We start from the raw sequence: 21,753 nt of genomic DNA, 5'->3' as shown, positions 1-21,753 counted from the left end.
CTTCCGGGCTTCCGGGCTTCCGGGCTTCCGGGCTTCCGGGCTTCCGGGCTTCCGGATTTTGGCTTTGGAGTGGTGCCGGTGGGGGCGGTGCGGGCGCTGGGGGGACACGCCGCAAGTACGTCCATGTAGGCTCGGCGGCGGCCATCCATGGCCGCCGACGGTCCCGCAGCGCCGGCCCCACCCCCACACTGCCTCGACTGCCGCACGTTGTAGGCAGTCGAGCAGCAGGTCGGGGATTTTCTCGTCCGGTAAGCGGCGCACCACAAGCTGGGATTCACTGCCTCTTTCAGGGCGGGGCGGCGGGGAGGCGCTGGCCGGAACGTTGGCGGCCATGGACGGCCGCCATCGAGCGCACATGGATGTGCTCGTAGCGTTTCCGGCCAGCGCCTCCCCGTCGCCCCGCCCGCAAACGAAGCCCCCACGCGTCCGCCCGCAAACGAAGCCCCCACGCGTCCGCTCGCAAACGAAGCCCCCACGCACCCGCCCGCAAACGGAGCCCCCACGCACCCGCGCGTAAACGAAGCGCCCACGCGCCCGTCCGCAAGGCAGCTCCCAACCACACTGGCGTCCAACGCTTCGCTCACATCCGGAACACCCCAAACCGCGTCTCCTCTACCGGCGCATTCAGCGCCGCGGAAATCGCCAAACCCAACACCGTCCGCGTGTCTGCGGGATCAATTACCCCATCGTCCCACAACCGCGCGGAGGCGTAGTAGGGGTGCCCCTGCTTTTCATACAAGTCCAGGATCGGCTGCTTGAAGGCGCGCTCCTCTTCCGCCGTCATCGCCTTGCCATCGCGGGCCAGCTGGTCCTGCTTTACCGTCGCCAACACCCCTGCCGCCTGCTCGCCACCCATGACGGAGATGCGCGCATTGGGCCACATGAAGAGGAAGCGCGGCTCGTAGGCACGACCGCACATGGCGTAGTTGCCGGCGCCGAAGGAGCCACCGATCATGACGGTGAATTTGGGCACATTGGCACAGGCCACGGCGTGTACCATCTTGGCGCCATGGCGCGCGATACCACCGGCCTCGTACTGTTTGCCGACCATAAAGCCGGTGATGTTCTGCAGGAACACCAGAGGGGTTTTGCGCTGGGCGCAGAGTTCCACAAAGTGTGCTCCCTTCACCGCGGATTCGCCAAACAGAATGCCATTGTTGGCCACGATGCCAACCGGGTAGCCGTGAATGCGGGCGAAGCCGCAGACCAGGCTTTCACCGTACAGCGCCTTGAATTCATCGAACGCCGAGCCATCGACAATGCGCATGATGATCTCGCGCACATCGTAGGGCTGCCGGCTGTCAGCGGGTATCACGCCGTAGACCTCGCGGGTGTCGTAGAGCGGGTCCTGCGGCTCACGGATGTCCAGTTGCACGGGTTTGACGCGGTTCAGGCGTGCCACGGCTCGGCGCATCAGTTCCAGTGCATGGTGGTCGTTATTGGCGTAATGGTCGGTGACGCCAGAGGTGCGGCAGTGCACATCGGCGCCGCCCAGTTCCTCAGCAGTCACCACCTCGCCGGTCGCCGCCTTCACCAGCGGTGGGCCGCCGAGGAAGATGGTGCCCTGGTTCTTGACGATGATTGACTCGTCGGCCATTGCCGGCAGGTAGGCGCCGCCGGCGGTGCAGGAACCGAGCACGGCGGCGATCTGCGGGATGCCCTTCGCGGACATGCGCGCCTGATTGTAAAACGCATGACCGAAGTGCTCCCGGTCGGGAAACACTTCGTCCTGCAGAGGCAGGAAGGCGCCGCCGGAGTCCACGAGGTACAGGCAGGGCAGGTGGTTCTCTTCGGCAATGGTCTGCGCGCGGCCCTGCTTCTTTACGGTCATGGGGTAGTAGGTGCCGCCTTTCACAGTGGCGTCGTTCACAAAGATCATGCACTCCTGGCCGGCCACCCGGCCGATGCCGGTGATGATGCCCGCGCCGGGTACGGGGTCATCGTAGACATCCAGGGCCGCCAGTTGTGACAACTCGAGGAACGGTGATCCCGGGTCCAGCAGTGCCTGCAGGCGTTGCCGGGGCAGCAGTTTGCCGCGTTCGAGGTGGCGTTCCTGCGCCTTTTTACCGCCACCCTCGCGCAGTGCAGCGACTTTGTCGCGCAGGTCATCCACCTGGGCCTGCATGTGGTCGCGGTTGGCCTGGAAGGCTTCGTCGCGCGGGTTCAGCCGGGATTGCAGCACGGTCATGGCGGTACTCCGTCAGGCGGTTTCGTTGAACAGTTCACGACCGATCAGCATACGGCGGATCTCCGAGGTGCCGGCGCCAATTTCGTACAGTTTGGCATCGCGCAGCAGGCGGCCGGCGTTGGCATCGTTGGTATAGCCATAGCCGCCCAGCGCCTGAATGGCCTGCAGGGCCATCTGTGTCGCCTTTTCTGCGGTGTAGAGGATGACGGCGGCGCAGTCCTTGCGGGTTTCCTCGCCACGGTCGCAGGCCGCAGCCACGGCATACAGGTAGGCCCGGCAGGCGGAGAGGTCCGCGTACATGTCCGCCAGCTTGCCCTGCATGAGCTGGAACTGGCCGATGCTCTGGCCAAACTGTTCCCGTGTATGGAGATATGGCACAACTTCGTCGAGGCAGGCCTGCATGATGCCGACCGGCCCGCCCGAAAGCACGGTGCGCTCGTAGTCGAGGCCCGACATCAATACTTTTACACCCTGGCCCTCGCCGCGCAGAATGTTTGCGGCGGGGACCGGTGTGTTGTCAAAGACCAGCTCACAGGTGTTGGAGCCGCGCATGCCCAGCTTGTCCAGCTTGGGCGAGCGCGAAAAGCCGGGGAAATCCCGCTCCACGAGAAAGGCGGTGATGCCTTTGGAGCCGGCCTGGGGGTCGGTTTTGGCGTAGATCACGTAGACGTCCGCGTCCGGGCCATTGGTAATCCACATTTTGCTGCCGTTCAGGTAGTAGGTTTCGCCCTCCTTGCGCGCCTGCAGCTTCATGCTGACCACATCCGAGCCGGCGTTGGGCTCGGACATGGCGAGCGCCCCCACGTGCTCTCCGCTGCAGAGCTTCGGCAGATACTGCTGTTTCTGCGCTTCGCTGCCGTTCTTCTGGATCTGGTTCAGGCACAGGTTGGACATGGCGCCGTAGGACAGCCCTACCGACGCGGACGCCCGGCTGATCTCCTCCATCACGATGCTGTGTGCGAGATAGCCCATGTTGGAGCCCCCGTACTGCTCTTCAACGGTGATCCCGAGCAGTCCCATGTCACCAAACTTGCGCCACAGGTCCATGGGGAAAGCGTTATCGCGGTCGATTTGCGCGGCGCGCGGTGCGATCTCCTTCTGGCACATCTGGTAGACGGCGTCGCGGAGCATGTCCAGCTCCTCGCCGAGGCCAAAGTTAAGCGTGGGGTAGCCGGTATTCATGGTCGATCCTGCCTTTGTTCGTGGTCATTGTGTGGCCCGCGGGCCGCCTGGTTACTGCGCTGCTGTCGGTTTTCAGTCGGCATCTTTCAGCCCCTGTTCACACAGGGTCTGTACTTCATCCAGGCCCGCGAGCATGTCTTCGATGTCCCGCTTCTGGCGCAGCAATCGCTCACGCTTCTCCTGCACCGTGCGTATCAATGAGTGTAGCTGGCTGCGGTTATTATGGGCGGGGTCGTACAGATCGATCACTTCCACGCTTTCCTGCAGGCTCATGCCGATGCGCTTGCCGCGCAGGATCAGCTTGATACGCACCCTGTCGCTGGGGCTGTACAGACGCTTCTGCCCGACCCGCCGCGGGTGTATGAGCCCTTTTTCCTCGTAAAAGCGTATCGTCCGGGTGGTCACACCGAACTCCGTCGCCAACTCCGAGATGCTGTAGCTGCGATCTGTCACGGCACCTGCCTATGGGGTAGTGGTGGAAATATAGCCTACGTTTACGTTAACGTAAACTAAATTGCGGCGAGCAGGGCCACGACGTCTGCTGCCTGAGCAATCCGGTTGCTGCCTGACTCAGGAAGCGGCCAGCTGTGCCTGCAGGCGGGCTTTCATGGGCCCTACCCAGTTTTCCTTCAATTCGGGTGACAGCAGGCCCGCGGCATCCAGTTCATCACAGAGGCGCATCTGGTGGGCGAGATCAAACAGGTCGAACTGGCGAATGATCCTGGCGTCGGCATCCAGGGTGATGAAGGACACCCCGGGCGTTTCGTAATAGCCGCCGTCGCTGCGTCGGCCCGGGCCGCGGTTCATCCAGTGGGTGATAAGTCGGTTGTTGCCGCCGGTATAGACGCCGAGGTAGGGAAAGGTCCAGCCTTCCCAGCCCACCTGCATGTCGCGGCCGTAGTGCGTGGCCTTGATTTCTGCAACGCCTCTGGCGGTGACCTCCATGACACCGGCATACTCGCAGGTGTACACGCAGTCGCGGGCGTAAATCTGGTCCACGAAAAATGTCCATTCGTTGTCGTGGGACGCCTGTTCATGGGCGCGAATCAGCCTGTCGGCGGCGGCCCGGAGCGTGGCATCGTCGAGGTGTGGCATGGCGGCTCTCCTGGTGGGCGCCCGTTCGACCGGCAAACGCGCGCTGCGTCAAAGTACTCTGGCTGGATTTCCTGCGCAGGGCCAATCGCGCTGTTTAGTGAGTTGAACCGGCGCCGGGTTTGCTATGATTCGCCGCATGTTTTGCTGACTGATTGCCCGCCGATGCCCAATACCACCCTTGTGCCCCTGCTCGCGGACGGCGAGTTTCACTCTGGCCAGGCGCTGGCCGATGCGCTGGGCGTGAGCCGAACCGCGATCTGGAAGCAGCTCAATCGCCTGCAGTCGCTGGGGCTGCAGGTGGAATCGGTCAAGGGTCGCGGCTACCGCATCCCGGGCGGCGTCGAGTTGCTGGACGAGCGCCAGGTGCGGGCCGGGCTGACGGCGTCCGCCCGCAATCTGCTGGGGGGGCTACAGTTGTTGGAGACGGTGGATTCCACGAATGCCGAAATGCTGCGGGGCATCGCGGCGGGCTGCGGGCCGGGGCAGGCCTGCAGTGCGGAGCAGCAGACTGCCGGCCGTGGTCGCCGGGGGCGGGAGTGGGTAAGCCCCTACGCGCGCAACATTTACCTGTCGTTTTCCTGGGAGTACCACCAGGGTGCAGCGGCGCTGGAGGGGCTGAGCCTGGCGGTAGGTGTCGCTGTGGTACGCGCCCTGAACGGGCTGGGTGTTCCGGGGCTGCAGTTGAAGTGGCCCAACGACCTGCTCGCGAACGGCGCGAAACTCGGCGGCGTCCTGCTGGAAATGGCGGGCGATGCCGCTGGGCGCTGCCAGGTGGTGGTGGGAGTGGGGATCAATGTGGCCATGCCCGCCGCTGCCGCCGAAGGAATCGACCAGGCCTGGACTGACCTGACCCACCTCAGTGGGGGCAAGCCTCCTGGGCGCAATGCCCTGCTGGCCGCGCTGCTCAACGAACTGCTGCCACTGGCGTCCACCTTCGGTGATACCGGGTTCACGCCCTGGCGTGATTCATGGATGACGCTGGACGCCTTCGCGGACAAGCCCGTGGTCTTGCACAGTGGCGAGCAGCGCCAGGCCGGCGTGGCGCGCGGTGTCGACGCACGGGGTGCCCTGCAGCTGGAAACTACGCTGGGGCTGCAATCTGTTTATGGGGGGGAAATCTCCCTGCGGGCGGCCCCATGAGCGCGCTGCATTGCCTGCAGCTGGATATGGGTAACAGCAGCGCCAAATGGCGGCTCCTGCGGGGCGCGCAGGTGATTGCACGGGGCCAGTTTCGCCACGATGCCCCGCAAACGCTTGACGCTTTGCTGGAGCAGCCGGCGCAACCTGCGCAGATCTGGATCGCCAGCGTCTCCAGCGAGGCGACGGAAGATGCCGTGCGACGCCTGCTGGAACAGCGCTGGCCGAGCGCGGCAATTTGGTTTGCCCGCAGCGAAGCGCGCAGTGGTGACCTGCAGAACAGCTATGCCCAGCCCCTGCGCATGGGGGTGGACCGCTGGTTGGCAATGTTGGGTACCCGTCAACAGTGCGCGGAGCGGTTCGTGGTCGTAGATGCCGGGTCAGCGCTGACCATTGACCTGGTCGCCGCGGACGGTCGCCACGAGGGCGGTTACATTATCCCCGGGGCCGCGCTGATGGAGCGTGCCCTGCTGCTGGACACCGACCGCGTGCGGTTTGCCGAACAGCCCGTCTACGCCCTGCCGCCGGGGCAGTCCACAGCCGAGGCGGTGCGCCATGGTATTGCGCTTGCCCAGGCCGGTGCGGTGCTGCTGGCGCTGCGCGAGGCGGCTGACCCGGCCCCCGAACTCTTTTTCTGTGGCGGTGCAGCGCCTACTCTGCAGGCTCTGCTGGGTGGTGTGGGAACGCTGCGCCCCGATCTGGTGTTCGAAGGGCTGGAAGTACTGGCGAGTATGCGCCGCGCGGAATAGCACGCTGCGGCGCATTGGGCTTGCGTGGTCCCGGCGCATTGTCTAGAATCGGCGGCCTTTCCGGGGTGCACGCCCCAACGCTTAGCTGGCGTAGCTCAGTAGGTAGAGCAGCTGATTTGTAATCAGCCGGTCGGGGGTTCGATTCCTCTCGCCAGCTCCATTTTTTTCTTTAAATTCAAATAGTTAAAGAAAAATTATTCGTCCACTGCGGCGTGGATTTTAACTGGTGCTACGCTGGTGCTACGCTTCGCTGCACTCCGCCATACCTTGTTAGTTGCGACCACCGAGTTTGAGGTTGAGGAAACCGTGTGGTTTCGCGCGCCCGGCTATGATTTCGCTACACGTTGCTTCAATTTCTTCTATCACGCGCTTCATTTGTGGGTTTATCGTGTCGTCTCCTGCAATCCCTTCCCAGAAAACAGCTTCGTATTTCTCAACCTGCGCCCGGTGCTTTTCCCATTGCTCATCGGTCCGAAAATGATCTCGCGCCCAAAGCCTCGCCAAGGTTCGGGCGGCTACCTCGATCTCGTTCACTATTTCTCGCAGGTCGTCAAAAGGTTTTGATTTTGCTTTGCCTATTTGGGCCATAAAGCGATATCTGGATGCATGAATTTTGTTGAACAGCTCTTGGTATTGGTTGTACCTATAAAAAACTACCGATGCATTTTTCCTAGCCTGAAATTGAGTATTTGATTCACCCTCACCACGTTTAACAGTATCAGTTTCTTCACTGGTACTTGCAGGATGTCTAATGTGCTTGATGGCATCAGCTGCTTCGTAGAATTGCGCTAGAGTATCTTCAGCCAGTTCGAGCTGACGTTTTCCAACGTGCTCCCTCCGCCATGAGTTGATGCCATAAATCGCTAACCATATCCCGATGAGAGCGGAGATCTGTTGTATTAATTCGATACATTGCATGTTTGTGACCGTGGCCAGCGTCCGAATTAGGCGGACTTGCGAAGGAAGTTCGGCGTGAATAAATTACTAGAGTTCACTCCTTGAGGTCAGCCTTACCTTTATTTTTAAATTCTGCCAGCGTGCGAACTCGGCGATATAACGAAAGTAGGATCTTGAGGGTTACGTACGGATTGCCTGTCCGCTCGGTGATGCTCTGATGGTTGGGAAAGCCAAGAAGGCGAGCCGCAATATCAGCATGGTGCTCTACAGCAGCCATTTCTTCACTTTCTAGCAGTAGTTGCTTCCGTTTAACGTCAATTCGCAAAAGTTTTCGCTTTTGCATGTCGCTCACAATTTGGTTGTAAACGGAGTTGCACTCTCTGACTGAGGATGCAATGCGCTTTACGGTCTTGGCGAGGTAGCGAGCCACATACAGAAGAAGTATCAGCTCGATAAATCCTGGTGACGCGTATCTAATCTGGTTAATTTGAGGGCGTTTTTTGGGTGGTACGACGTACTTGAGTTGATTGTAGAAGTTAACGGCGCTGTAGCCACCCTTCCACGGGAAAGCTTTATAAGCCTGCTGAATTCTCTCCGAGTTATCTTCTCCGGAATCCGGATGAATCGAGTAGAGCATGAAGTACACTTGCTCATAGGTTCTTGAAAAGACATACAGGTCTTCAAGACTCCAACTCTCGTCGATCTTGATCTTGTACTTACCGGGCATGTCGTTCCCCTGTTGTGAGCTCTAACAGCTGACAATACGAGAATGAACGTATAACACTGTGTCGCTTAAATCCAGCATGCAGTATTCCAGCGATGAACTTCTGTCTCGCCTATTCAAGCAGTTGCCGTTCGCACCTCGCACCCCGCAATCCAGCCAAGGTAGACGGCTGTCTCTGGATTAACGCTTTTCACCAATCCCGGTCTTCGGGTCCGCTACTCGCTGGGTGTGGCGCGCCAGACTCGCTATGAGCCCATTCGGCGGCCGAGCAGTAGACTGAGGCCCACGCCTATCAGTATCTCAAACGGGCCAGGCACGCGCTGTTCGGCGCTCTCAGGGCGGTTCCAGTCACTTGGTGCCACCGTGCGCGCCTTTTGCGCATCGCAAGCTGGCGGGCTCTGGTGCCCCGATGGCCTTGATTGCAGTTTGCTTAATGCTTCGAGATGAATGCCCTCCGCCTCAAAGTAATCGCGCAACTTCCGGCTGAAGTTTGGCCCCGCAAGGTAGTTCCCCCGTTCAAACTGATTCAATGCAGTACGTGACACGCAGGCGCGCCGTGCTAGCTCGTGCTGGGAGAGTGAAAGTGTATGTCGCGCTTCGCAAATTTGGTCTGGGTAGAGCATAGGGTTCACCTTTGGTCGCATTAGTTTGCTTTCGGTCTATTGTCGGCAGCGGTCCGAAATTGAGCCATGACATGGGTGCACATTGGTGAATTTAGGGATGTTCAAAAGTGAGCTACAAGTGGTTTGCGCTGGATCTCCATTGGTCTTGAATCGGGTTAACCGTGGTGCATTCCCCATATGGGGATTACTCATCCTGATTTTGTCGCAGGCGTGCGGCTGGGACAGCGGGGCTGTCGGGGCAGCGCGCCATACAGGTAGGCTTTGGAAAGTAGTGGTCTTGTATCGGGCGCGGGGCGCACTGGGACAGTTGTCCCCGCCTGCCCCTTTCGTTTGATCTGGTGTGCTTTAGGGGGAGCCTTATATCGGCAGGCTGCGCCCCATATGCCCCGCTGTCCCGGCGCTATTCGCCGCCAACCATGTCCGCGTCGAGTATATCTGACTCAACCGCATATACTCGTAGGCGGTTGGAGGCGCCTGGGATCGTCAATTTGCTCATGCGCCTGCCGGATTCGTTTTTGAAAAGAAGACCATGCTGATCGAGGGCCGCAGCGACAGACTTGGGGTCGAGTCCGCCGCAAGCGCGCTTGAACCCGTCCGGCGTGAACGCGTAGATCGACTTGTCGGGTAAGAAATATCCGGCAATATCATGATGTGTCTGCGATTTTGCAGACCGCAATTCGTGGGTAGTCCGGAACTTGCTTTCCTGAAATTGGAGGATAAAGTTACGCACGGCGAGTATGCCGCGTATTGCATCGCTGACGTTCTCTGCGAGCCAGGTATGGGCCGCTTCCGTGATCGCGTTGACGCTGTCCGTCAGCGTCCAGGGCAGAAGCTCGAATTCGTTTGCGAGATGGGCTGCAGTGCAGATCAGGCCAAAGCGCCTGAGCCCTCGGACTTGATGGGGTTCCAATTGCACCGTTCCATGAAGTTGGGCGGTGTAGTCGGCCATGAGGTGCTTGACGCGCTGTTGCAGCGCGGAGGCGTCCGGCGCTGAGTGAATCAGCTTTTCCACGAAGGCGGGGCCTAGCGTTCCATAGCAGCGCCCTGCGGCCTCTTTGAGCAGGTCGGCCAGCTTGGCTGGTGGCATGCCGTGGCTTGGCTGAATGATGCGGCCTGACACCGGAATGTCGAGGAAACGATTTATTTGTCCTGCCTTAACCGTGGCGCCGTATTCCTCCACCTTGGCCTTTATTGAAATTTCCCCGGTTGAAAGAGCGATAAGCCGCCAGGTACGCATGCTCCTCATCCCGGCATGGTCATTCATGCGCGCCTTGCCTTGCCCGCCCATAAGGTTGTAAACCAACGCCCCGAAGTCTGAGCCGGTATACGTTCCCATTTCATCCAATGCCATTAGGCCGTCGTTGTGAGCCGCTGCGAGCCCTTCGAGGGCGTTGGCGGTGGTATTCCAGCGTTGAATGCTGGAATGAGCGGATGCAGCTGGGTCGGCGCCATTACCCCAGACGCTGCTGGCAATTTGTAGCGCGGTCGTCTTTCCCTGGCTGCTGGCCCCGTACAGGTGAACCCCGAAACTGTCCATTTCTGCAAATCGCAGTAGAGGTGGCGTCAGGGCCAGGCAGACGCCTAATTGGAGTATGGGGCTTCCAGCACAGTAGTGACCGACCTGCGCCCGCCACTGTTTCAGTGAGCCCTTGGCATGGAGGCTGTCTGCGCTGGGGCTGAACCGCTCTGGCTGGAATGCTACGGGGAGGGTCTCATCACTGTTAATGACTGTATGGGGCAGTACGTAGCTGAGCGCGAGATCGGGCGCCATTAGCCAGCCGGTTTGCGCGGTTGATGCAATCCGGTGGTTAGTTTCAAAACTCCCCAGATAGCTTAATAGAGGGCTCTCTTGGCCGGGTATCACGCGCAGTCCTTCATCGGCTAAATGGACGACTATTGCGGATTGGCCGCGCTCGTGCAGCTGCCGGGTTGGGAATGCGCGCTCACGCCGCACCCCATCCTGGTCAATCCATTGCACATGGATGCCCCAGCCGTTACCAGAGACCTCTCGGGTTTTCGCGATAACCCAGACAGGGCCGCTGACAAGCCGGATTTGCCCTTGTGGCGCGATCTTATAGACCCCTTCGTCTGAAAGCAGGAAGCTCTCCGGGACTGCGAGCCCTTCGGGGATTAAGTGGTTGTGCAGCGGCGCATTACTTTTTGACTGTGGTGTGGAAGCCATTGCACTACCTGCGGTAATGGGTTGTATGTTTGATTTCATGGTGAGTTACTCATCCGGGGCGGTGCGCCGACGCGCCTGAATGAACGCCTGAACGTCCTCTACGAGATAGCGCACAAGGCGGCCAGTTTTGATATACGGCAGCTCGTAGCGACCTTCAGATCGCCATACGGCGAGAGTGTGTGGTGTTACCCCGAGGGTTTCCGCGACTTGTTCAGGCGTAAGCAGCCTGGTCAGTGCATTTGACGTATGAGACATGAATGTAGCTCCTGATTGATTAATTTTCGTGACGCCTACAATTTCAGGGGAGCGGGTGATTTAAGGCAAGAAAAGGGGTTGCTTCTGCGTGCAAAAGCGGACTTTTACGCGCACAAGCAGATGGCTCATTCGGTCTTTGAGGCTAAACCCCGCCGAAGCTTCTAAGTTCGCTCCGCCAATATTTCATAGCCACAGCTTGCCAAAAAGCTCTTGGCGAGTGCGGCGAGCGAGGGTTCGCTGTCGCGTGTCAGGTCGAAGCGATGAAGTAGATAGCATGCTGCCACCTTGTTCGGTGCTTCTACGCTGACTGACGCAGGTGGAGCTGAGCGGCTATGCTGGAGGATGTCGTATGCAGTGTGATCTTTGGTTTTACGGGCTTGCGCGTTTTCGTATAATGACTCAAATGCCGTTAGTTAGGATCGCGCATGATTAAATCGAGCTTAAAAGCTGGCAATGGCCTCAACGTTTGGGTGGGGCCCTCGCAGGGTGGAATTGAGACCATCGGGCCTGGCGAGCATGAGCAGGAAATCTTGAAGCTTTATGGCTCGCTGGAAGTGCCGGAATCTGTGCAGACTTTGGCCAAGGAAGTCTGTGTTATGTTGTTCAGCAACCGCTCTGGGTCTTCTTTGATCTGCGATTATATGAGGGCCACGGGCAAGTTTAGCGGCATGGGGGAGCCTTTAAATCATCCGTTGGTCGTCTCCCGTTCCGAAGCCCACGGTATCGAGTCATTTTATAGCTATCTCGAGTGGCTCATGACGCATGTTCACGAGCCAAACACGATGTTTGGCATGAAAGCTTCTGCCGATCAGGCGCTCATGCTGATCAAAAGCGGAGCCATAACTGCTTGTTACGGTCATGTATACTGGTTGGTGGCGAAGCGGCGTGATGTTCTGGCCCAAGCAGTCTCACACTCGATAGCTGCCCAGACTGGTCAGTGGGCAAGTTTTCATGACGGCAGCGCGGTTGACCCCGAATACAGCTATAGCGATATTAAAACTCAAGTTCTCAGCGTGATTGAGAGTAATCAAAAAATAGACATTTTTTGCGATTATATGGGCATTGATCCGGTTGAAATCTTCTATGAGGACTTCCTCATTAGTCCGCCAGAAAATACGGTCGCGTTAGCAGAGAGCCTTGGTTTCAAGGATGTGGAGGTGGATTTAGGTCAATTGCGGCGGAATAAGCAGGCTGGCTCTCGGAACCGCGAGTTTATGGAGAGGTTTAAGCGTGATCTCGATAGGTCGCGCTTGGATCAGGAAATTAGGTCTCTCATTGAGTTGTAAGTACAGTAGCTACCATGCAGCAAGCAGTCCCCTCATCGCAAGGGTGAACCGCAAATATTTCACAGCCCCACCCTATCAGTGCAGCTAGTAGCGATTGCGTCTGCTCACTCCTGGCGAAACTCCGCGATCCACTTGGCAATAGTGCCGCTGGGGTTTTTCCCGGTAAATACTCGGCGTTCTTCGTCCGACAGCCTGTGACCGTAAATGATGTCCGCAACGCGCTGATTGCTCAACATTGGCGTCTTGCTCTCGGCGAAGTCCGGATCTTCCCTATAGAGCGCCCTCACTTTTTTTTTCAGTGCATTGGTTTTCGCGTGCTTTGCGGAAACGGCGCGTAGGGCGTGCTTCTTTTTATCGCATGTAATCTTGCGTTCACTACTCACTAGTGCTTCAGCGCAACAAATGGCCTCCAAGGCAGCAAATGCATGCACTGCAACTTGAGCCACCGTTTCTCGTGACAGGTCATCTGCTCCATGTAGCGGCCACGCGCCCAACGACGGGTCGCTGGCGACAATAAACCGCTCTTTGACTGTGTTATCTGGCGCGGCCGAAGGCGTCGGCTGGGCATAGGCGCAACAGCGGTGCGCCAGGCCGATATGTGCGAGGGCATAGCACGCAAAAATACTGGGCCAGTATGGCGGGTTTAGCGGATGGCTCGCATCGGTATCCCCCTCAACACTGTCGTACTTGGCCCAAGTAGCCGCTGCTTGGGCAATCGCCGATTCCCTCGCCTCCAGGGGCAATTGCTGGGCAGGTTCATCGCCCGCTAGGACCCCGGTGGCAGGGGTCGAACTGAGCAGAAATGCCAGGTAGTCCGCTGCATCCATCACTTGGTCGGTATTCCATCCTGGAATGAGTGCGCGGGCACGCATTGCGACGTTTTCGAGCTGCGAGGCGAAGGCTCTGGGGGCAGGCCCGGTGAGCGGGTCGAATAGCGCAAAAGTGTTTAGCGGTAGCAAATGCTCACCCACGTCTGCATCTACATCTACATCCTTCAGTACGTTGCTGAATACCGATATGTCAGTCATTTATCCTTGCTCGGTCTTGGTTAGGTGGATGATTTCGGCCTTTGCGCGCACAGCTCCGGCACTCAGCATGAAGTCAGTGATTTGTTGCATGGGCTTGCGCAGTCTCTCGATGTCGCCCATCACATAGCCAGCCGTCACATCATCGACCTGCGCGTGGTTAATTAGGCGCTTAAGGGCGTAGTGGGGGATATCCAGGCGCTCCGCGATTGTGGTGAAGGTTCGGCGCAAATCGTGCAGCGTGAATTCTACCCCGGATTGCTCGGTCACTCGCCGCATGGGGTTGCGTGGCTCTACCAGCGGTCCATTGCGCCCCCGGTTGGGGAACACATATCGGGTATGGAGCAACATGCGCTTGCGCTGGGCCAATAGGTCGTAGAGATAGTCCGATAACGGCAGTGTATGGTCGCGTCCGTTTTTGGTATCCGGCACGGTCAGCGTGCGGTCAGCCAAGTTGATGTTGCTCCAGTCAAGGTTCGCCGCTTCTGATTTTCGCAAGCCGGTTAGCAGGACCACTAGCAAATAGTCGCCGACTTCGGAGGCCGTGGACCCGGTGGGCTCGCTGCGAAGGGTTGCAACCGCTTCAAACCATGCGGGCATTTGATCCGGGCTGATCCAGGTTGTGCGCCGCTTGGGCTTGTGCCAGGCGCGCGCCTGTGACAGCCGCTGCACGGGGTTGACCGGCAGTAGGGAATTGCCTTTCTCGTCCTCGTAGACGGCGGAGGCGAAGTTGTACAGCGACCGCAGGAAGCGCATGGCGCCGTCGGCGGAAGCGGGACCGTGGTTTGCGGTCAAGTCTGTATGACGTTGGCTGACCATGTTTTTGGTGAGTTCGGCGATGGGTAGTTTTTGCCAATCGAGAAAGGCGACGGCCATGAAGCGGTCATAGAGATAACGGGTCTTGGGTTTCAGTGATTTGCGCGCTGCACCAAATTGGGCGTATGCCTGGGCCAGTGTCACGGCGCTCGCTTCGATGTCAGTGCGTTCCCGCATCACGTTGTCGCCGCTGGCAATCCGGCCCTTTAGGGTTTCAGCCTGTCGGCGCGCCTCCGCGAGGGTCAGGTCAGGGAATTTGCCCAGATGGTAGCGTTTGGGTTTTTTGTTGATGCGCCGATAGAAGTAGAACGTTTTATTGCCGTTGCCTGTGACCTGCAAGATCAGGCCGCTTATGCGGCTGTCGTGATAATCGACGCGCTTGCCAGGGTCAGCAGGGGGTAGGGACTCAAGTGCCGCCTTGGTGAAATTGAGAGTGTTCTGGGCCATGCAGTCTCCCCTCGAAACCAGTGGTCTGTAGTAGTCAGCCGGTTGGTCGGTGCTACGCTGGTGCTACGTTTGGGGTGAAAAGTCGTGAACTTTGGCGTAGCACCGGGAAGAAATGGTATTCCTAACATGCTGAAATATCAATAGTTATGAACCTTAAGGAATTAGCCGGTATGGGGCCTGGTTTTATTTTGTAATCAGCCGGTCGGGGGTTCGATTCCTCTCGCCAGCTCCAATTTCCCGAAAAATGAATCATTACTCACGTTGCTCACTCCCGCGCAGAATGCTCGCAACCCGCGCCTGAAGGGCGGGCAGCAACTCGGTCTCGAACCACGGGTTCTGGCTGAGCCAGCGGTTATTGCGCGGGCTGGGATGAGGTAACGGTACGATGTTGGGCCAGTGCGCCCGCCAGGCGCGCACACGAGCCGTGACCCCGGCTCGGGGGCCGTCCAGGTGCCAAGCCTGGGCGTATTGTCCCAGTACCAAGGTCAGCTCCATCCTCGGTAGTTGTTCCAGCAGGGGCCGGCGCCAGGTTGTCGCGCATTCCGGTCGGGGCGGCAAATCGCCATGCTTTCCGGTGCCGGGGTAGCAAAAACCCATGGGTACCAGCGCGACCGTCCGGGGGTCGTAGAATGTGTCGTGATCGATGCCCAGCCACTGCCGCAGCCGAGTGCCGCTGGGGTCGTTGAACGGGATGCCGGTGTCGTGGACCTTGCGCCCGGGTGCCTGGCCGGCGATCAGGATGCGCGCTTCGGGGTGCACTTGCAGCACAGGTCGGGGACCCAAGGGGAGCGTCGCTTCGCACAGACGGCAGTCCCTGACTTCAGCAAGGAGTTCTGTGCAGCCACTCATCGCGCAGTCACTCATCCCGGCGCCAACGCGCGTCAGCTGCGCTTCAGTGCGGGGTGGCGCTCCCGGGCCATGGCCGCAAAACCGTCCTGCCAGCCGATACGGCAGGGGCCGATAATCTCCAGCCGGCGCCTGTTATCTGTCACGCGTGAGGGAATGGACTGGCTGTCGTCCTCGCGGAAACGCGGCGTGCGCCCCGCAAGCTCCCCGAGGTACTCGCACCAGCTGCGCACGTCCACCGGCTCGTCGCCGCTCCAGTTGACCAGGGTGGCGGGAACGCTTGCTGCGGCCAGTAACGGGGCCACCTGTTGATTGATGTCATCCTGGTGAATGCAGGTATACCAGGCCTCGCCACCCGAGGGCAGCACGATCTCCTCATTGCGCATGATGGCGTCGAGGTGATAAGCCGGCAGCCCGCCATTGGACGAGTAGGACACATTCATGCGCGCGATCGTCGTGGGCAGTTGGTACAGCCGGGCGCAGCTGCGCGCAACCGCCTCCTGGGCAATTTTGGAGATGGCGTAGGTGGGTGAGTAGGGCTGTTTGGAGTCCCCCAGCGGGTCGTCCTCCTGGAACGCGTGGCGCGGATCGGGGTGCAGGGCGTACACCGCACAGGTGGACATGACCAGACAGGCCCTGGCGCTGCGACAGTGCGCCATCAGCAGCGCAGTGCCCTCGGCGTTCACCTCCAGTGCATGGTTGTAGTCCTGACCGCCAAGCTGGAACACCGCGAAATGCAGCACGTAGTCGAAATCCTCTGGCAGATCACCGAACTCGCCGCTGGCGAGATCGATGCTGCGGGTGATCATGCCCGCCTGCTCGCAGCGCTCCCGGGAGCCCGGCTCGCTGAAGCGTGCGACGCCCCAGACCTCATTGTTGGCGGCGAGATAACGACCCAGCGGAAAGGCGATCTGACCGGCGGCGCCGGTGAGTAGGATTTTCTGGTGCTCTAGCATGGCGGCCTCGGTGGCAAAACAAGCGTGCAATCGGGTGCATTGGCGAATCGGGAAGCGCTACGCCGTTCCGCCGCCCCGTCAATAGCGCCGAATCATCTGCTGCACGACGTGCCCCAGTATGGTCCGCCATGCGACTTCGATATCGTCATTCCATTGTAGGTCAAAGTCGCGCGCTGTTGTGACAATGGTGTCGATCCACACGGCATACAGATGCGGCTGAATATCGAGATGATGCCGGTCATGTGTTGTGGCACGCTCGTTGACTTCTCGCAGCGCTTCGGTGCGACCCGCTGTCGCCTCGGCGTATAACAGCAGAGAGCGGCGCAGCATGGCGTTCTGCTTCTCCAGGTCGGTGAAACGGAATTTGGCCCTGATCTCCTCGGAGGCATCGAACAGACGCAGATAGAAAGCGTGGATAAAAGTCTCGTGCGTCAGGCAGCGCGTGACGCTGTGCAGGAAAAGCTCCTTCGATGTTGGCTCTTTCATGGTCATCGCACCCCCCAACAGCGGTGAGTTGTGGCAATGAATGGCGAACACCCTGCGGCGGTGGTCATACCGCCGCGGTTCTACCGGGTGAGTCTAGTCCACAATCACGCTCTCTGCCGGAGTCACCGCAGAAGGCCGGCTACTGCACTGGGCCGGCAGCAACGGTATGATGAACGTATGAAGCAGGAATTGACGATTTCGCGCACGGGCTGGCGCTGGCGTATGGCGGCGGGGGCGCTGGGCGTGCTCTCTGCCACGGGCATGTATCTGTGGTGGGTGCTGTTGGGCCCTTGGGGCTATGTCATGCCCGAAGGCTACGAGGCCCCCGAAGGTCCCTGCGATCAGCGCGTGTTCGTGTACGGCACCCTGCGCAACCCCCTGGTGCGCTGGCTGATTGTCGGGCGACGCATTTCGACCGCGCCTGCTGCAGTCTCAGGCTTTGACAAGCAGCGCCTTGATATTCAGCCATTGCCGGACGGGCGGGTGCCGGGAGAGGTGTTCTCCGTCGCACCGAAAGAGCTGGCGCGTCTCGATCGCTACGAGCGCCTCGGCGTGCGCTACGAGCGTGTCTGCCTGGCGCTGGATTCTGGTGAGCCCGTGTGGGTTTACCGGCGGTTGCCTGTGTGACCTCCGCGCGCGGTCCCGCCGCGCTGGCCCCCCGTCGTGAGATATTCGGCTGGGCGATGTTCGATTTCGCCAACCAGGGCTATACGTTGCTCATCATCACGGTGGTCTTTGGCGATCTGTTTACCCGCGTGATCGTGGGCGACGCGCCGGACTACCGGTTGGGTAACCTGCTGTGGAGTGTCGCGCTGGCGGCAAGCTATGTGCTGGTGGTGGTCGCCAGCCCCCTGTGCGGCGCGATCATGGACTACTCGCGCAGCCGCAAGCGGTTTCTGTTTGCCAGCTATTTGCTCACCGTTGTCGCCACCGGCCTGCTGTACTTCGTGGAACCCGGCTGGATTCTGACCGCCATGCTACTGCTGGTACTGTCGAACTTTGCCTACGCCATCGGAGAGGGCTTCATCACCAGTTTCCTGCCGGACCTGGGTCCGCGCAGTGCACTGGGCTGGATATCGGGCCTGGGTTGGAGTCTGGGCTACGTGGGCGGATTGGTCGCCACCGCCTTCACCCTGCTTATGTTGGGTGATGTATCGCTTGAGAACTACGACCGTATTCGCTGGGTGGGGCCTTTCGCCGGTGGCTTTTTCCTGCTGGCGGCCATACCGACTTTTATCTGGCTGCGGGAGCGGGGCGTGCAGCGGCCGGTGCTTGCCCCGTCAGCACTGCTGCGCATGGGCGTATCCAGGGTGTTGGAGACACAGCGCGCGCTGGCGCAGTTCCGCGACCTGCGCACCTTGCTGGTATCGGTGTTCTTCGCCATGGCGGGCATCTACATCATCATCGCCTTTTCGTTCATTTACGGTGCCCAGGTGATTGGCTGGGATGAGTCCGTGCGCGTCATGATGTTCATCACGGTACAGATTACGGCGGCCCTCGGCGCACTGTTCTTCGGTCATCTGCAAAGCCGCTGGGGCGCGCGTCGGGTTTATCTGCTGACGCTGGCGCTGTGGCTGCTCGCCATCCTTGCAATCTGGCAGACCCCCGCACTGACCCGTCTGGCGCAGGCCGCACTGGGGGTGGCCTGGCAGGCCCAGCATGTGTTCCTGTTCGCGGGCGTGCTCTCCGGGCTGAGCCTGGGTTCTTCGCAGTCTGCGGCGCGGGCGCTGGTAGGTGTGCTGACACCTCACGCCAGGGCGGCCGAGTTTTTTGGCTACTGGGGGATGGCGACCAAGGCGGCGGCCGTATTCGGTATCTTCGGCCTCGGCCTGGTGCAGTGGTTGCTGGGGCTGGCCGATGCGATCGTGTTTTGTCTGCTGCTGTTTCTGGTCGCGATGGTGGCCGTGTTGCCCGTTGACGAGGCGCGCGGCGCTGCGGTGGCGGATACCTGGGAGCACTGAGGCCCCGCGGGCCGGGCGGCGCGCGGGGGCTGTACAGTCAGTCGCGGCCGAGGATCAGTGCGCCAGTAGGCACCCCCACACCACTGCTCACCAGCACATGCTCCACCTGTTCGGGCTGGCTGGTAGAGGTGCCGCGCACCAGGCGTGCGCCTTCGGCAATATTGTTCATACCGTGAATGTAGGCCTCCGACAGCAGGCCCCCGTGGGTGTTGTTGGGCAGGCGGCCGTCAATGTCCAGCGCGCCGTCGCGCACCATGTCCTTGCCCTCGCCGCGGCCGCAGAAGCCAAAGCTTTCCAGCTGCATGATGACCTCTGAGGTGAAGGCGTCATACAGGCAGGCCGCGTCGATATCCTCCGGCCCCAGGCCGCTCTGGTCGTACACCAGCTGCGCTGCCATCTCCATTTCGGGCAGGGAGTCCAGCGCGTCGCGGTAGTAGCTGGTCATCTGCTCCTGGCCACGGGTGGAGGCCTGCACCACGCCGCGAATGATGGCCGGCTTCTGCTGCAGGTCGCGGGCGCGCTCGGCGCTGGTCACCAGAATGGCGCAGCCACCATCGGTTTCCTGGCAGAAGTCGTAGAGCCGCAGCGGGTCCGCGATCATCTTCGATGCCAGGTAGTCCTCCATGGTCAGCGGCTTGCCGTGGAAGAAGGAGCGCGGGTTGCTCTGCGCGTAATTGCGCTGGGATATGGCGACCCGTCCGAGGTCCTCCGCGGTCACGCCGTAGTGGTGCATGTACTTGTTGGCGACCATGGCGATCCAGGAGCCGGGCGTGAGCATGCCGTAGGGCATGTACCAGGACCAGTGGACCAGATCCGAGCTGACGATCTGCCCGGAAATGCCCTGGCCCATGCGCTGGCCGGAGCGGCCATTCATGGCCCGGTAGCAGATCACGTTGTCGGCCACACCGCTGGCCACCGCCATCACGGCGTGCAAAATCGTGCCCACGGCGGCGCCGCCGCCGTAGTTCACCTTGGTAAACAGTTTCAGATCGCCGGCGCCGACGGTGCGGGCGAGCTCGATTTCGTCGGTGGAATCCAGTGTATAGCTGACAAAACCGTCGATCTCCGAGGGCGGCAGGCCCGCATCCTCGCAGGCTGCGAGTGTGGCCTGGGCGGCGAGCGACAGCTCCGAGACGCCGGATTTTTTCGAGAAGCCGGTGAGGCCGATACCGGCGATGGCGGCCTTGTCTTTCAGGAAGTGGCTCATGCGCTGGCTCCTTGTGCGGGCTGGAACATGGGCAGTCGGAACCCGTCCGGGTCCTCATGCATCACCATTTCCACCGGCATACCGAACTCGACCGACTCCGGACTGCAGTTGACCAGCTGCGAGGTAAAGCGCGTACCCTCTTCCAGCTGCACCAGTATGATAATCAGCGGGTAGTCGAAGCCCGGAAATTGCGGGTGGTGGAGGATGGTGAAGCTGTCCAGCGTCCCGCGGCCTGAAGAGGCGACATGATCCCAGTCCAGAGAATGGCAATCGCCACACATGGGCCTCGGGGGGTGCCGCAGCGTGCCGCAGGATGCGCAGCGCTGAATCGCAAGATGCCCCTCGGCAGCCTGCTGCCACCACCAGCCGTTGTCCTCCCCCATCGGGGGCTTCATTCTGAAACTCTGCGCCATGTGCACACCGCCGTTTTTCTGCTGTGAGTGTCGATGGTCGAAGTCTGACCGCGGTAAAACATAATTGAAATTGAATATAAATTCAATTATCTTGTTCGCGCAGTACAGTGATCGAGCGTGCGGGCGCCAAAGCCCGCCACCAGCCGGAGCCAGCAGAGCCATGAGTAACGAAGATATTGCCGCCTTCGAAGAAAAGATAAAGGCCTTCGTCGGCCGCGAGTGCGGCGCGTCCGCCGCCAAGGACGCAGTCAATAAAGCCATGATTCGCCACTGGTGCGAGGTTATGGGCAACACCAATCCAGATCACCTGGACGAAGCCGAGGCGGCTGCGGGCTCGCGGGGCGAGCTGGTCGCGCCGGCAACGATGTTGTTCGCCTGGGGTCAGGCCGGATACGCGGTCGCGGCCCAGGGGCGTGAGCAGGACCCGCAGACCGAACTGTTTGACCTGTTTGACGAGCATGGGTATGTGGGCGTGGTCGCGACCAACACCACGCAGGAATACGATCGGGAGTTGCGCCTGGGCGAAGTCGTTCATGCGCGGACGGTGATCGATAACATTTCCGGGCGGAAAAAGACCGGGCTCGGCGAAGGCTACTTTTACGAAACGGTCACCGAGTTTACCAACCAGGATGGGGAGCCGCTGGGTCGCCAGAGTTTCAAGGTGCTCAAGTACCGTCCCAATACCGCCGGCGGGGAGGCTGCCCAATGAGTCATCAAATCCAGCAGGGGACGGTCAGGGTGGGTGACACGCTGCCGCCACGTGAAATTGCCATTACCACGTCATTGATCGTGAGCGGCGCCCTCGCGACACGTGATTTCCAGAAGGTCCATCACGACAAGGCGGTGGCTCAGGACAGTGGCATGCCGGATGTGTTCATGAACATCCTGACCACCCAGGGGCTGACCGAATCCTACCTGCGCGACTGGTGTGGCCGCGATGCTGTTTTCCGCAAGCTGACCATTCACCTGGGGGCACCCAATATCCCCGGCACCACCATGACCATGACCGGCGAGGTGAAGTCCTGCGCCGACGGCCTCGTCGAGGTGGAGGTCGTGGGCCAGAACAGCCAGTGGGGCATGCATGTGAAGGCCCTGGCGACCATCGCCATACCGGCCTGAGCAGCTACTCGGGTTCCCGTTTGGCACCGCCTGACAGGTGGATGATTTTGTTTGATTTATCGGTTGACAAAGGATAGGGCCGTCTGGACAATATGCCGCCTTTCGGAGGGGTTCCCGAGTGGCCAAAGGGATCAGACTGTAAATCTGACGCGAAAGCTT

At 60.2% G+C, this 21,753-nt stretch carries 21 protein-coding genes and 1 tRNA gene; 8 read left to right on the top strand and 14 right to left on the bottom strand.

The window, feature by feature from the left end; genetic code table 11:
* Positions 1-580 precede the first annotated feature (580 nt).
* The 4 genes from AACZ17_RS16810 to AACZ17_RS16795 all read right to left on the bottom strand — a co-directional run bounded on the left by AACZ17_RS16810 (position 581) and on the right by AACZ17_RS16795 (position 4,465).
* Positions 581-2,188, bottom strand: coding sequence for a carboxyl transferase domain-containing protein (locus AACZ17_RS16810; protein ID WP_290746180.1), 1,608 nt, complete (start codon positions 2,186-2,188; stop codon positions 581-583).
* Between the two features lie 12 nt (positions 2,189-2,200).
* Complete coding sequence (locus tag AACZ17_RS16805) at positions 2,201-3,370, bottom strand: isovaleryl-CoA dehydrogenase (protein ID WP_290746177.1); 1,170 nt, start codon at positions 3,368-3,370, stop codon at positions 2,201-2,203.
* A gap of 72 nt (positions 3,371-3,442) precedes the next feature.
* Positions 3,443-3,823 (bottom strand): MerR family DNA-binding transcriptional regulator, encoded by a 381-nt coding sequence (locus AACZ17_RS16800; protein WP_290746174.1) that lies wholly within the window; start codon positions 3,821-3,823, stop codon positions 3,443-3,445.
* Positions 3,824-3,940: 117 nt separating this feature from the next.
* The gene (locus tag AACZ17_RS16795) at positions 3,941-4,465 is read right to left on the bottom strand and encodes a nuclear transport factor 2 family protein (RefSeq protein WP_290746171.1); all 525 of its coding nucleotides are present in this window, start codon (positions 4,463-4,465) and stop codon (positions 3,941-3,943) included.
* A 162-nt stretch (positions 4,466-4,627) separates the two neighbouring features.
* Between AACZ17_RS16795 and birA the strand changes: the two genes are divergently transcribed.
* From birA to AACZ17_RS16780, 3 genes are all read left to right on the top strand, one after another.
* The gene (birA, locus tag AACZ17_RS16790; RefSeq protein ID WP_290746168.1) at positions 4,628-5,605 is read left to right on the top strand and encodes a bifunctional biotin--[acetyl-CoA-carboxylase] ligase/biotin operon repressor BirA; all 978 of its coding nucleotides are present in this window, start codon (positions 4,628-4,630) and stop codon (positions 5,603-5,605) included.
* Positions 5,602-6,351 carry a type III pantothenate kinase gene (locus AACZ17_RS16785; protein WP_290746164.1) on the top strand — a complete coding sequence of 250 codons (750 nt, stop codon included), beginning with the start codon at positions 5,602-5,604 and terminating at the stop codon, positions 6,349-6,351. The genes birA and AACZ17_RS16785 overlap by 4 nt, the downstream gene beginning before the upstream one ends.
* 84 nt (positions 6,352-6,435) lie before the next feature.
* Positions 6,436-6,511 (top strand) — tRNA-Thr (locus tag AACZ17_RS16780).
* A gap of 110 nt (positions 6,512-6,621) precedes the next feature.
* Here the strand turns inward: AACZ17_RS16780 and AACZ17_RS16775 are convergent.
* From AACZ17_RS16775 to AACZ17_RS16765, 3 genes are all read right to left on the bottom strand, one after another.
* Entirely contained in the window at positions 6,622-7,269 is a 648-nt protein-coding gene (locus tag AACZ17_RS16775) for a hypothetical protein (RefSeq protein ID WP_290746162.1), read from the bottom strand.
* 73 nt (positions 7,270-7,342) lie between these two features.
* Positions 7,343-7,975, bottom strand: coding sequence for a hypothetical protein (locus AACZ17_RS16770; protein ID WP_290746160.1), 633 nt, complete (start codon positions 7,973-7,975; stop codon positions 7,343-7,345).
* 1,020 nt (positions 7,976-8,995) lie between these two features.
* Positions 8,996-10,816: a DUF927 domain-containing protein gene (locus AACZ17_RS16765; protein WP_290746157.1), complete on the bottom strand. Its 1,821-nt coding sequence runs from the start codon at positions 10,814-10,816 to the stop codon at positions 8,996-8,998.
* Between the two features lie 641 nt (positions 10,817-11,457).
* Here AACZ17_RS16765 and AACZ17_RS16760 point away from each other — a divergent pair.
* Positions 11,458-12,318: a Stf0 family sulfotransferase gene (locus tag AACZ17_RS16760; RefSeq protein WP_290746155.1), complete on the top strand. Its 861-nt coding sequence runs from the start codon at positions 11,458-11,460 to the stop codon at positions 12,316-12,318.
* A gap of 104 nt (positions 12,319-12,422) precedes the next feature.
* On the opposite strand, the gene AACZ17_RS16755 is transcribed toward AACZ17_RS16760, so the two are convergent.
* From AACZ17_RS16755 to AACZ17_RS16735, 5 genes are all read right to left on the bottom strand, one after another.
* Positions 12,423-13,346: a hypothetical protein gene (locus tag AACZ17_RS16755; protein WP_290746153.1), complete on the bottom strand. Its 924-nt coding sequence runs from the start codon at positions 13,344-13,346 to the stop codon at positions 12,423-12,425.
* Entirely contained in the window at positions 13,347-14,606 is a 1,260-nt protein-coding gene (locus AACZ17_RS16750) for a site-specific integrase (RefSeq protein WP_290746150.1), read from the bottom strand.
* 252 nt (positions 14,607-14,858) lie between these two features.
* Positions 14,859-15,374 (bottom strand): uracil-DNA glycosylase family protein, encoded by a 516-nt coding sequence (locus AACZ17_RS16745; protein ID WP_290746147.1) that lies wholly within the window; start codon positions 15,372-15,374, stop codon positions 14,859-14,861.
* 113 nt (positions 15,375-15,487) lie between these two features.
* Positions 15,488-16,408, bottom strand: coding sequence for an NAD(P)-dependent oxidoreductase (locus AACZ17_RS16740; RefSeq protein ID WP_290746144.1), 921 nt, complete (start codon positions 16,406-16,408; stop codon positions 15,488-15,490).
* A gap of 78 nt (positions 16,409-16,486) precedes the next feature.
* On the bottom strand, positions 16,487-16,894 hold the full coding sequence (locus tag AACZ17_RS16735; RefSeq protein WP_290746141.1) for a globin: 408 nt from the start codon (positions 16,892-16,894) through the stop codon (positions 16,487-16,489).
* A gap of 177 nt (positions 16,895-17,071) precedes the next feature.
* Between AACZ17_RS16735 and AACZ17_RS16730 the strand changes: the two genes are divergently transcribed.
* The gene (locus AACZ17_RS16730; RefSeq protein ID WP_290746138.1) at positions 17,072-17,521 is read left to right on the top strand and encodes a gamma-glutamylcyclotransferase family protein; all 450 of its coding nucleotides are present in this window, start codon (positions 17,072-17,074) and stop codon (positions 17,519-17,521) included.
* Entirely contained in the window at positions 17,518-18,855 is a 1,338-nt protein-coding gene (locus AACZ17_RS16725) for an MFS transporter (RefSeq protein ID WP_290746135.1), read from the top strand. The genes AACZ17_RS16730 and AACZ17_RS16725 overlap by 4 nt, the downstream gene beginning before the upstream one ends.
* Before the next feature lie 37 nt (positions 18,856-18,892).
* On the opposite strand, the gene AACZ17_RS16720 is transcribed toward AACZ17_RS16725, so the two are convergent.
* Positions 18,893-20,062: a lipid-transfer protein gene (locus tag AACZ17_RS16720; protein ID WP_290746132.1), complete on the bottom strand. Its 1,170-nt coding sequence runs from the start codon at positions 20,060-20,062 to the stop codon at positions 18,893-18,895.
* Entirely contained in the window at positions 20,059-20,475 is a 417-nt protein-coding gene (locus AACZ17_RS16715; protein ID WP_290746130.1) for a Zn-ribbon domain-containing OB-fold protein, read from the bottom strand. Before AACZ17_RS16715 ends, AACZ17_RS16720 begins: the two co-directional genes overlap by 4 nt.
* 160 nt (positions 20,476-20,635) lie before the next feature.
* On the opposite strand from AACZ17_RS16715, the gene AACZ17_RS16710 reads away from it, so the two are divergent.
* Both AACZ17_RS16710 and AACZ17_RS16705 read left to right on the top strand, forming a co-directional pair.
* The gene (locus AACZ17_RS16710) at positions 20,636-21,184 is read left to right on the top strand and encodes a MaoC family dehydratase N-terminal domain-containing protein (protein WP_290746127.1); all 549 of its coding nucleotides are present in this window, start codon (positions 20,636-20,638) and stop codon (positions 21,182-21,184) included.
* Complete coding sequence (locus tag AACZ17_RS16705; protein WP_290746124.1) at positions 21,181-21,594, top strand: MaoC/PaaZ C-terminal domain-containing protein; 414 nt, start codon at positions 21,181-21,183, stop codon at positions 21,592-21,594. Before AACZ17_RS16710 ends, AACZ17_RS16705 begins: the two co-directional genes overlap by 4 nt.
* Positions 21,595-21,753: the final 159 nt, after the last annotated feature.

Origin of the sequence: uncultured Haliea sp. (genome assembly GCF_963973825.1) — a bacterium.
Taxonomy (GTDB): domain Bacteria; phylum Pseudomonadota; class Gammaproteobacteria; order Pseudomonadales; family Halieaceae; genus Haliea.
The sequence above is the reverse complement of the archived record's forward strand: the minus strand, read 5'-3'. Positions and strand labels throughout refer to the sequence as shown.

Excerpts from the sequence above, each read along its gene's own strand:
- AACZ17_RS16810 (WP_290746180.1), bottom strand. The coding sequence starts at position 2,188 with ATGACCGTGCTGCAATCCCGGCTGAACCCGCGCGACGAAGCCTTCCAG.
- AACZ17_RS16805 (WP_290746177.1), bottom strand. The coding sequence starts at position 3,370 with ATGAATACCGGCTACCCCACGCTTAACTTTGGCCTCGGCGAGGAGCTG.
- AACZ17_RS16795 (WP_290746171.1), bottom strand. The coding sequence starts at position 4,465 with ATGCCACACCTCGACGATGCCACGCTCCGGGCCGCCGCCGACAGGCTG.
- birA (WP_290746168.1), top strand. The coding sequence starts at position 4,628 with ATGCCCAATACCACCCTTGTGCCCCTGCTCGCGGACGGCGAGTTTCAC.
- AACZ17_RS16785 (WP_290746164.1), top strand. The coding sequence starts at position 5,602 with ATGAGCGCGCTGCATTGCCTGCAGCTGGATATGGGTAACAGCAGCGCC.
- AACZ17_RS16775 (WP_290746162.1), bottom strand. The coding sequence starts at position 7,269 with ATGCAATGTATCGAATTAATACAACAGATCTCCGCTCTCATCGGGATA.
- AACZ17_RS16770 (WP_290746160.1), bottom strand. The coding sequence starts at position 7,975 with ATGCCCGGTAAGTACAAGATCAAGATCGACGAGAGTTGGAGTCTTGAA.
- AACZ17_RS16765 (WP_290746157.1), bottom strand. The coding sequence starts at position 10,816 with ATGAAATCAAACATACAACCCATTACCGCAGGTAGTGCAATGGCTTCC.
- AACZ17_RS16760 (WP_290746155.1), top strand. The coding sequence starts at position 11,458 with ATGATTAAATCGAGCTTAAAAGCTGGCAATGGCCTCAACGTTTGGGTG.
- AACZ17_RS16755 (WP_290746153.1), bottom strand. The coding sequence starts at position 13,346 with ATGACTGACATATCGGTATTCAGCAACGTACTGAAGGATGTAGATGTA.
- AACZ17_RS16750 (WP_290746150.1), bottom strand. The coding sequence starts at position 14,606 with ATGGCCCAGAACACTCTCAATTTCACCAAGGCGGCACTTGAGTCCCTA.
- AACZ17_RS16740 (WP_290746144.1), bottom strand. The coding sequence starts at position 16,408 with ATGCTAGAGCACCAGAAAATCCTACTCACCGGCGCCGCCGGTCAGATC.
- AACZ17_RS16735 (WP_290746141.1), bottom strand. The coding sequence starts at position 16,894 with ATGAAAGAGCCAACATCGAAGGAGCTTTTCCTGCACAGCGTCACGCGC.
- AACZ17_RS16730 (WP_290746138.1), top strand. The coding sequence starts at position 17,072 with ATGAAGCAGGAATTGACGATTTCGCGCACGGGCTGGCGCTGGCGTATG.
- AACZ17_RS16720 (WP_290746132.1), bottom strand. The coding sequence starts at position 20,062 with ATGAGCCACTTCCTGAAAGACAAGGCCGCCATCGCCGGTATCGGCCTC.
- AACZ17_RS16715 (WP_290746130.1), bottom strand. The coding sequence starts at position 20,475 with ATGGCGCAGAGTTTCAGAATGAAGCCCCCGATGGGGGAGGACAACGGC.
- AACZ17_RS16710 (WP_290746127.1), top strand. The coding sequence starts at position 20,636 with ATGAGTAACGAAGATATTGCCGCCTTCGAAGAAAAGATAAAGGCCTTC.
- AACZ17_RS16705 (WP_290746124.1), top strand. The coding sequence starts at position 21,181 with ATGAGTCATCAAATCCAGCAGGGGACGGTCAGGGTGGGTGACACGCTG.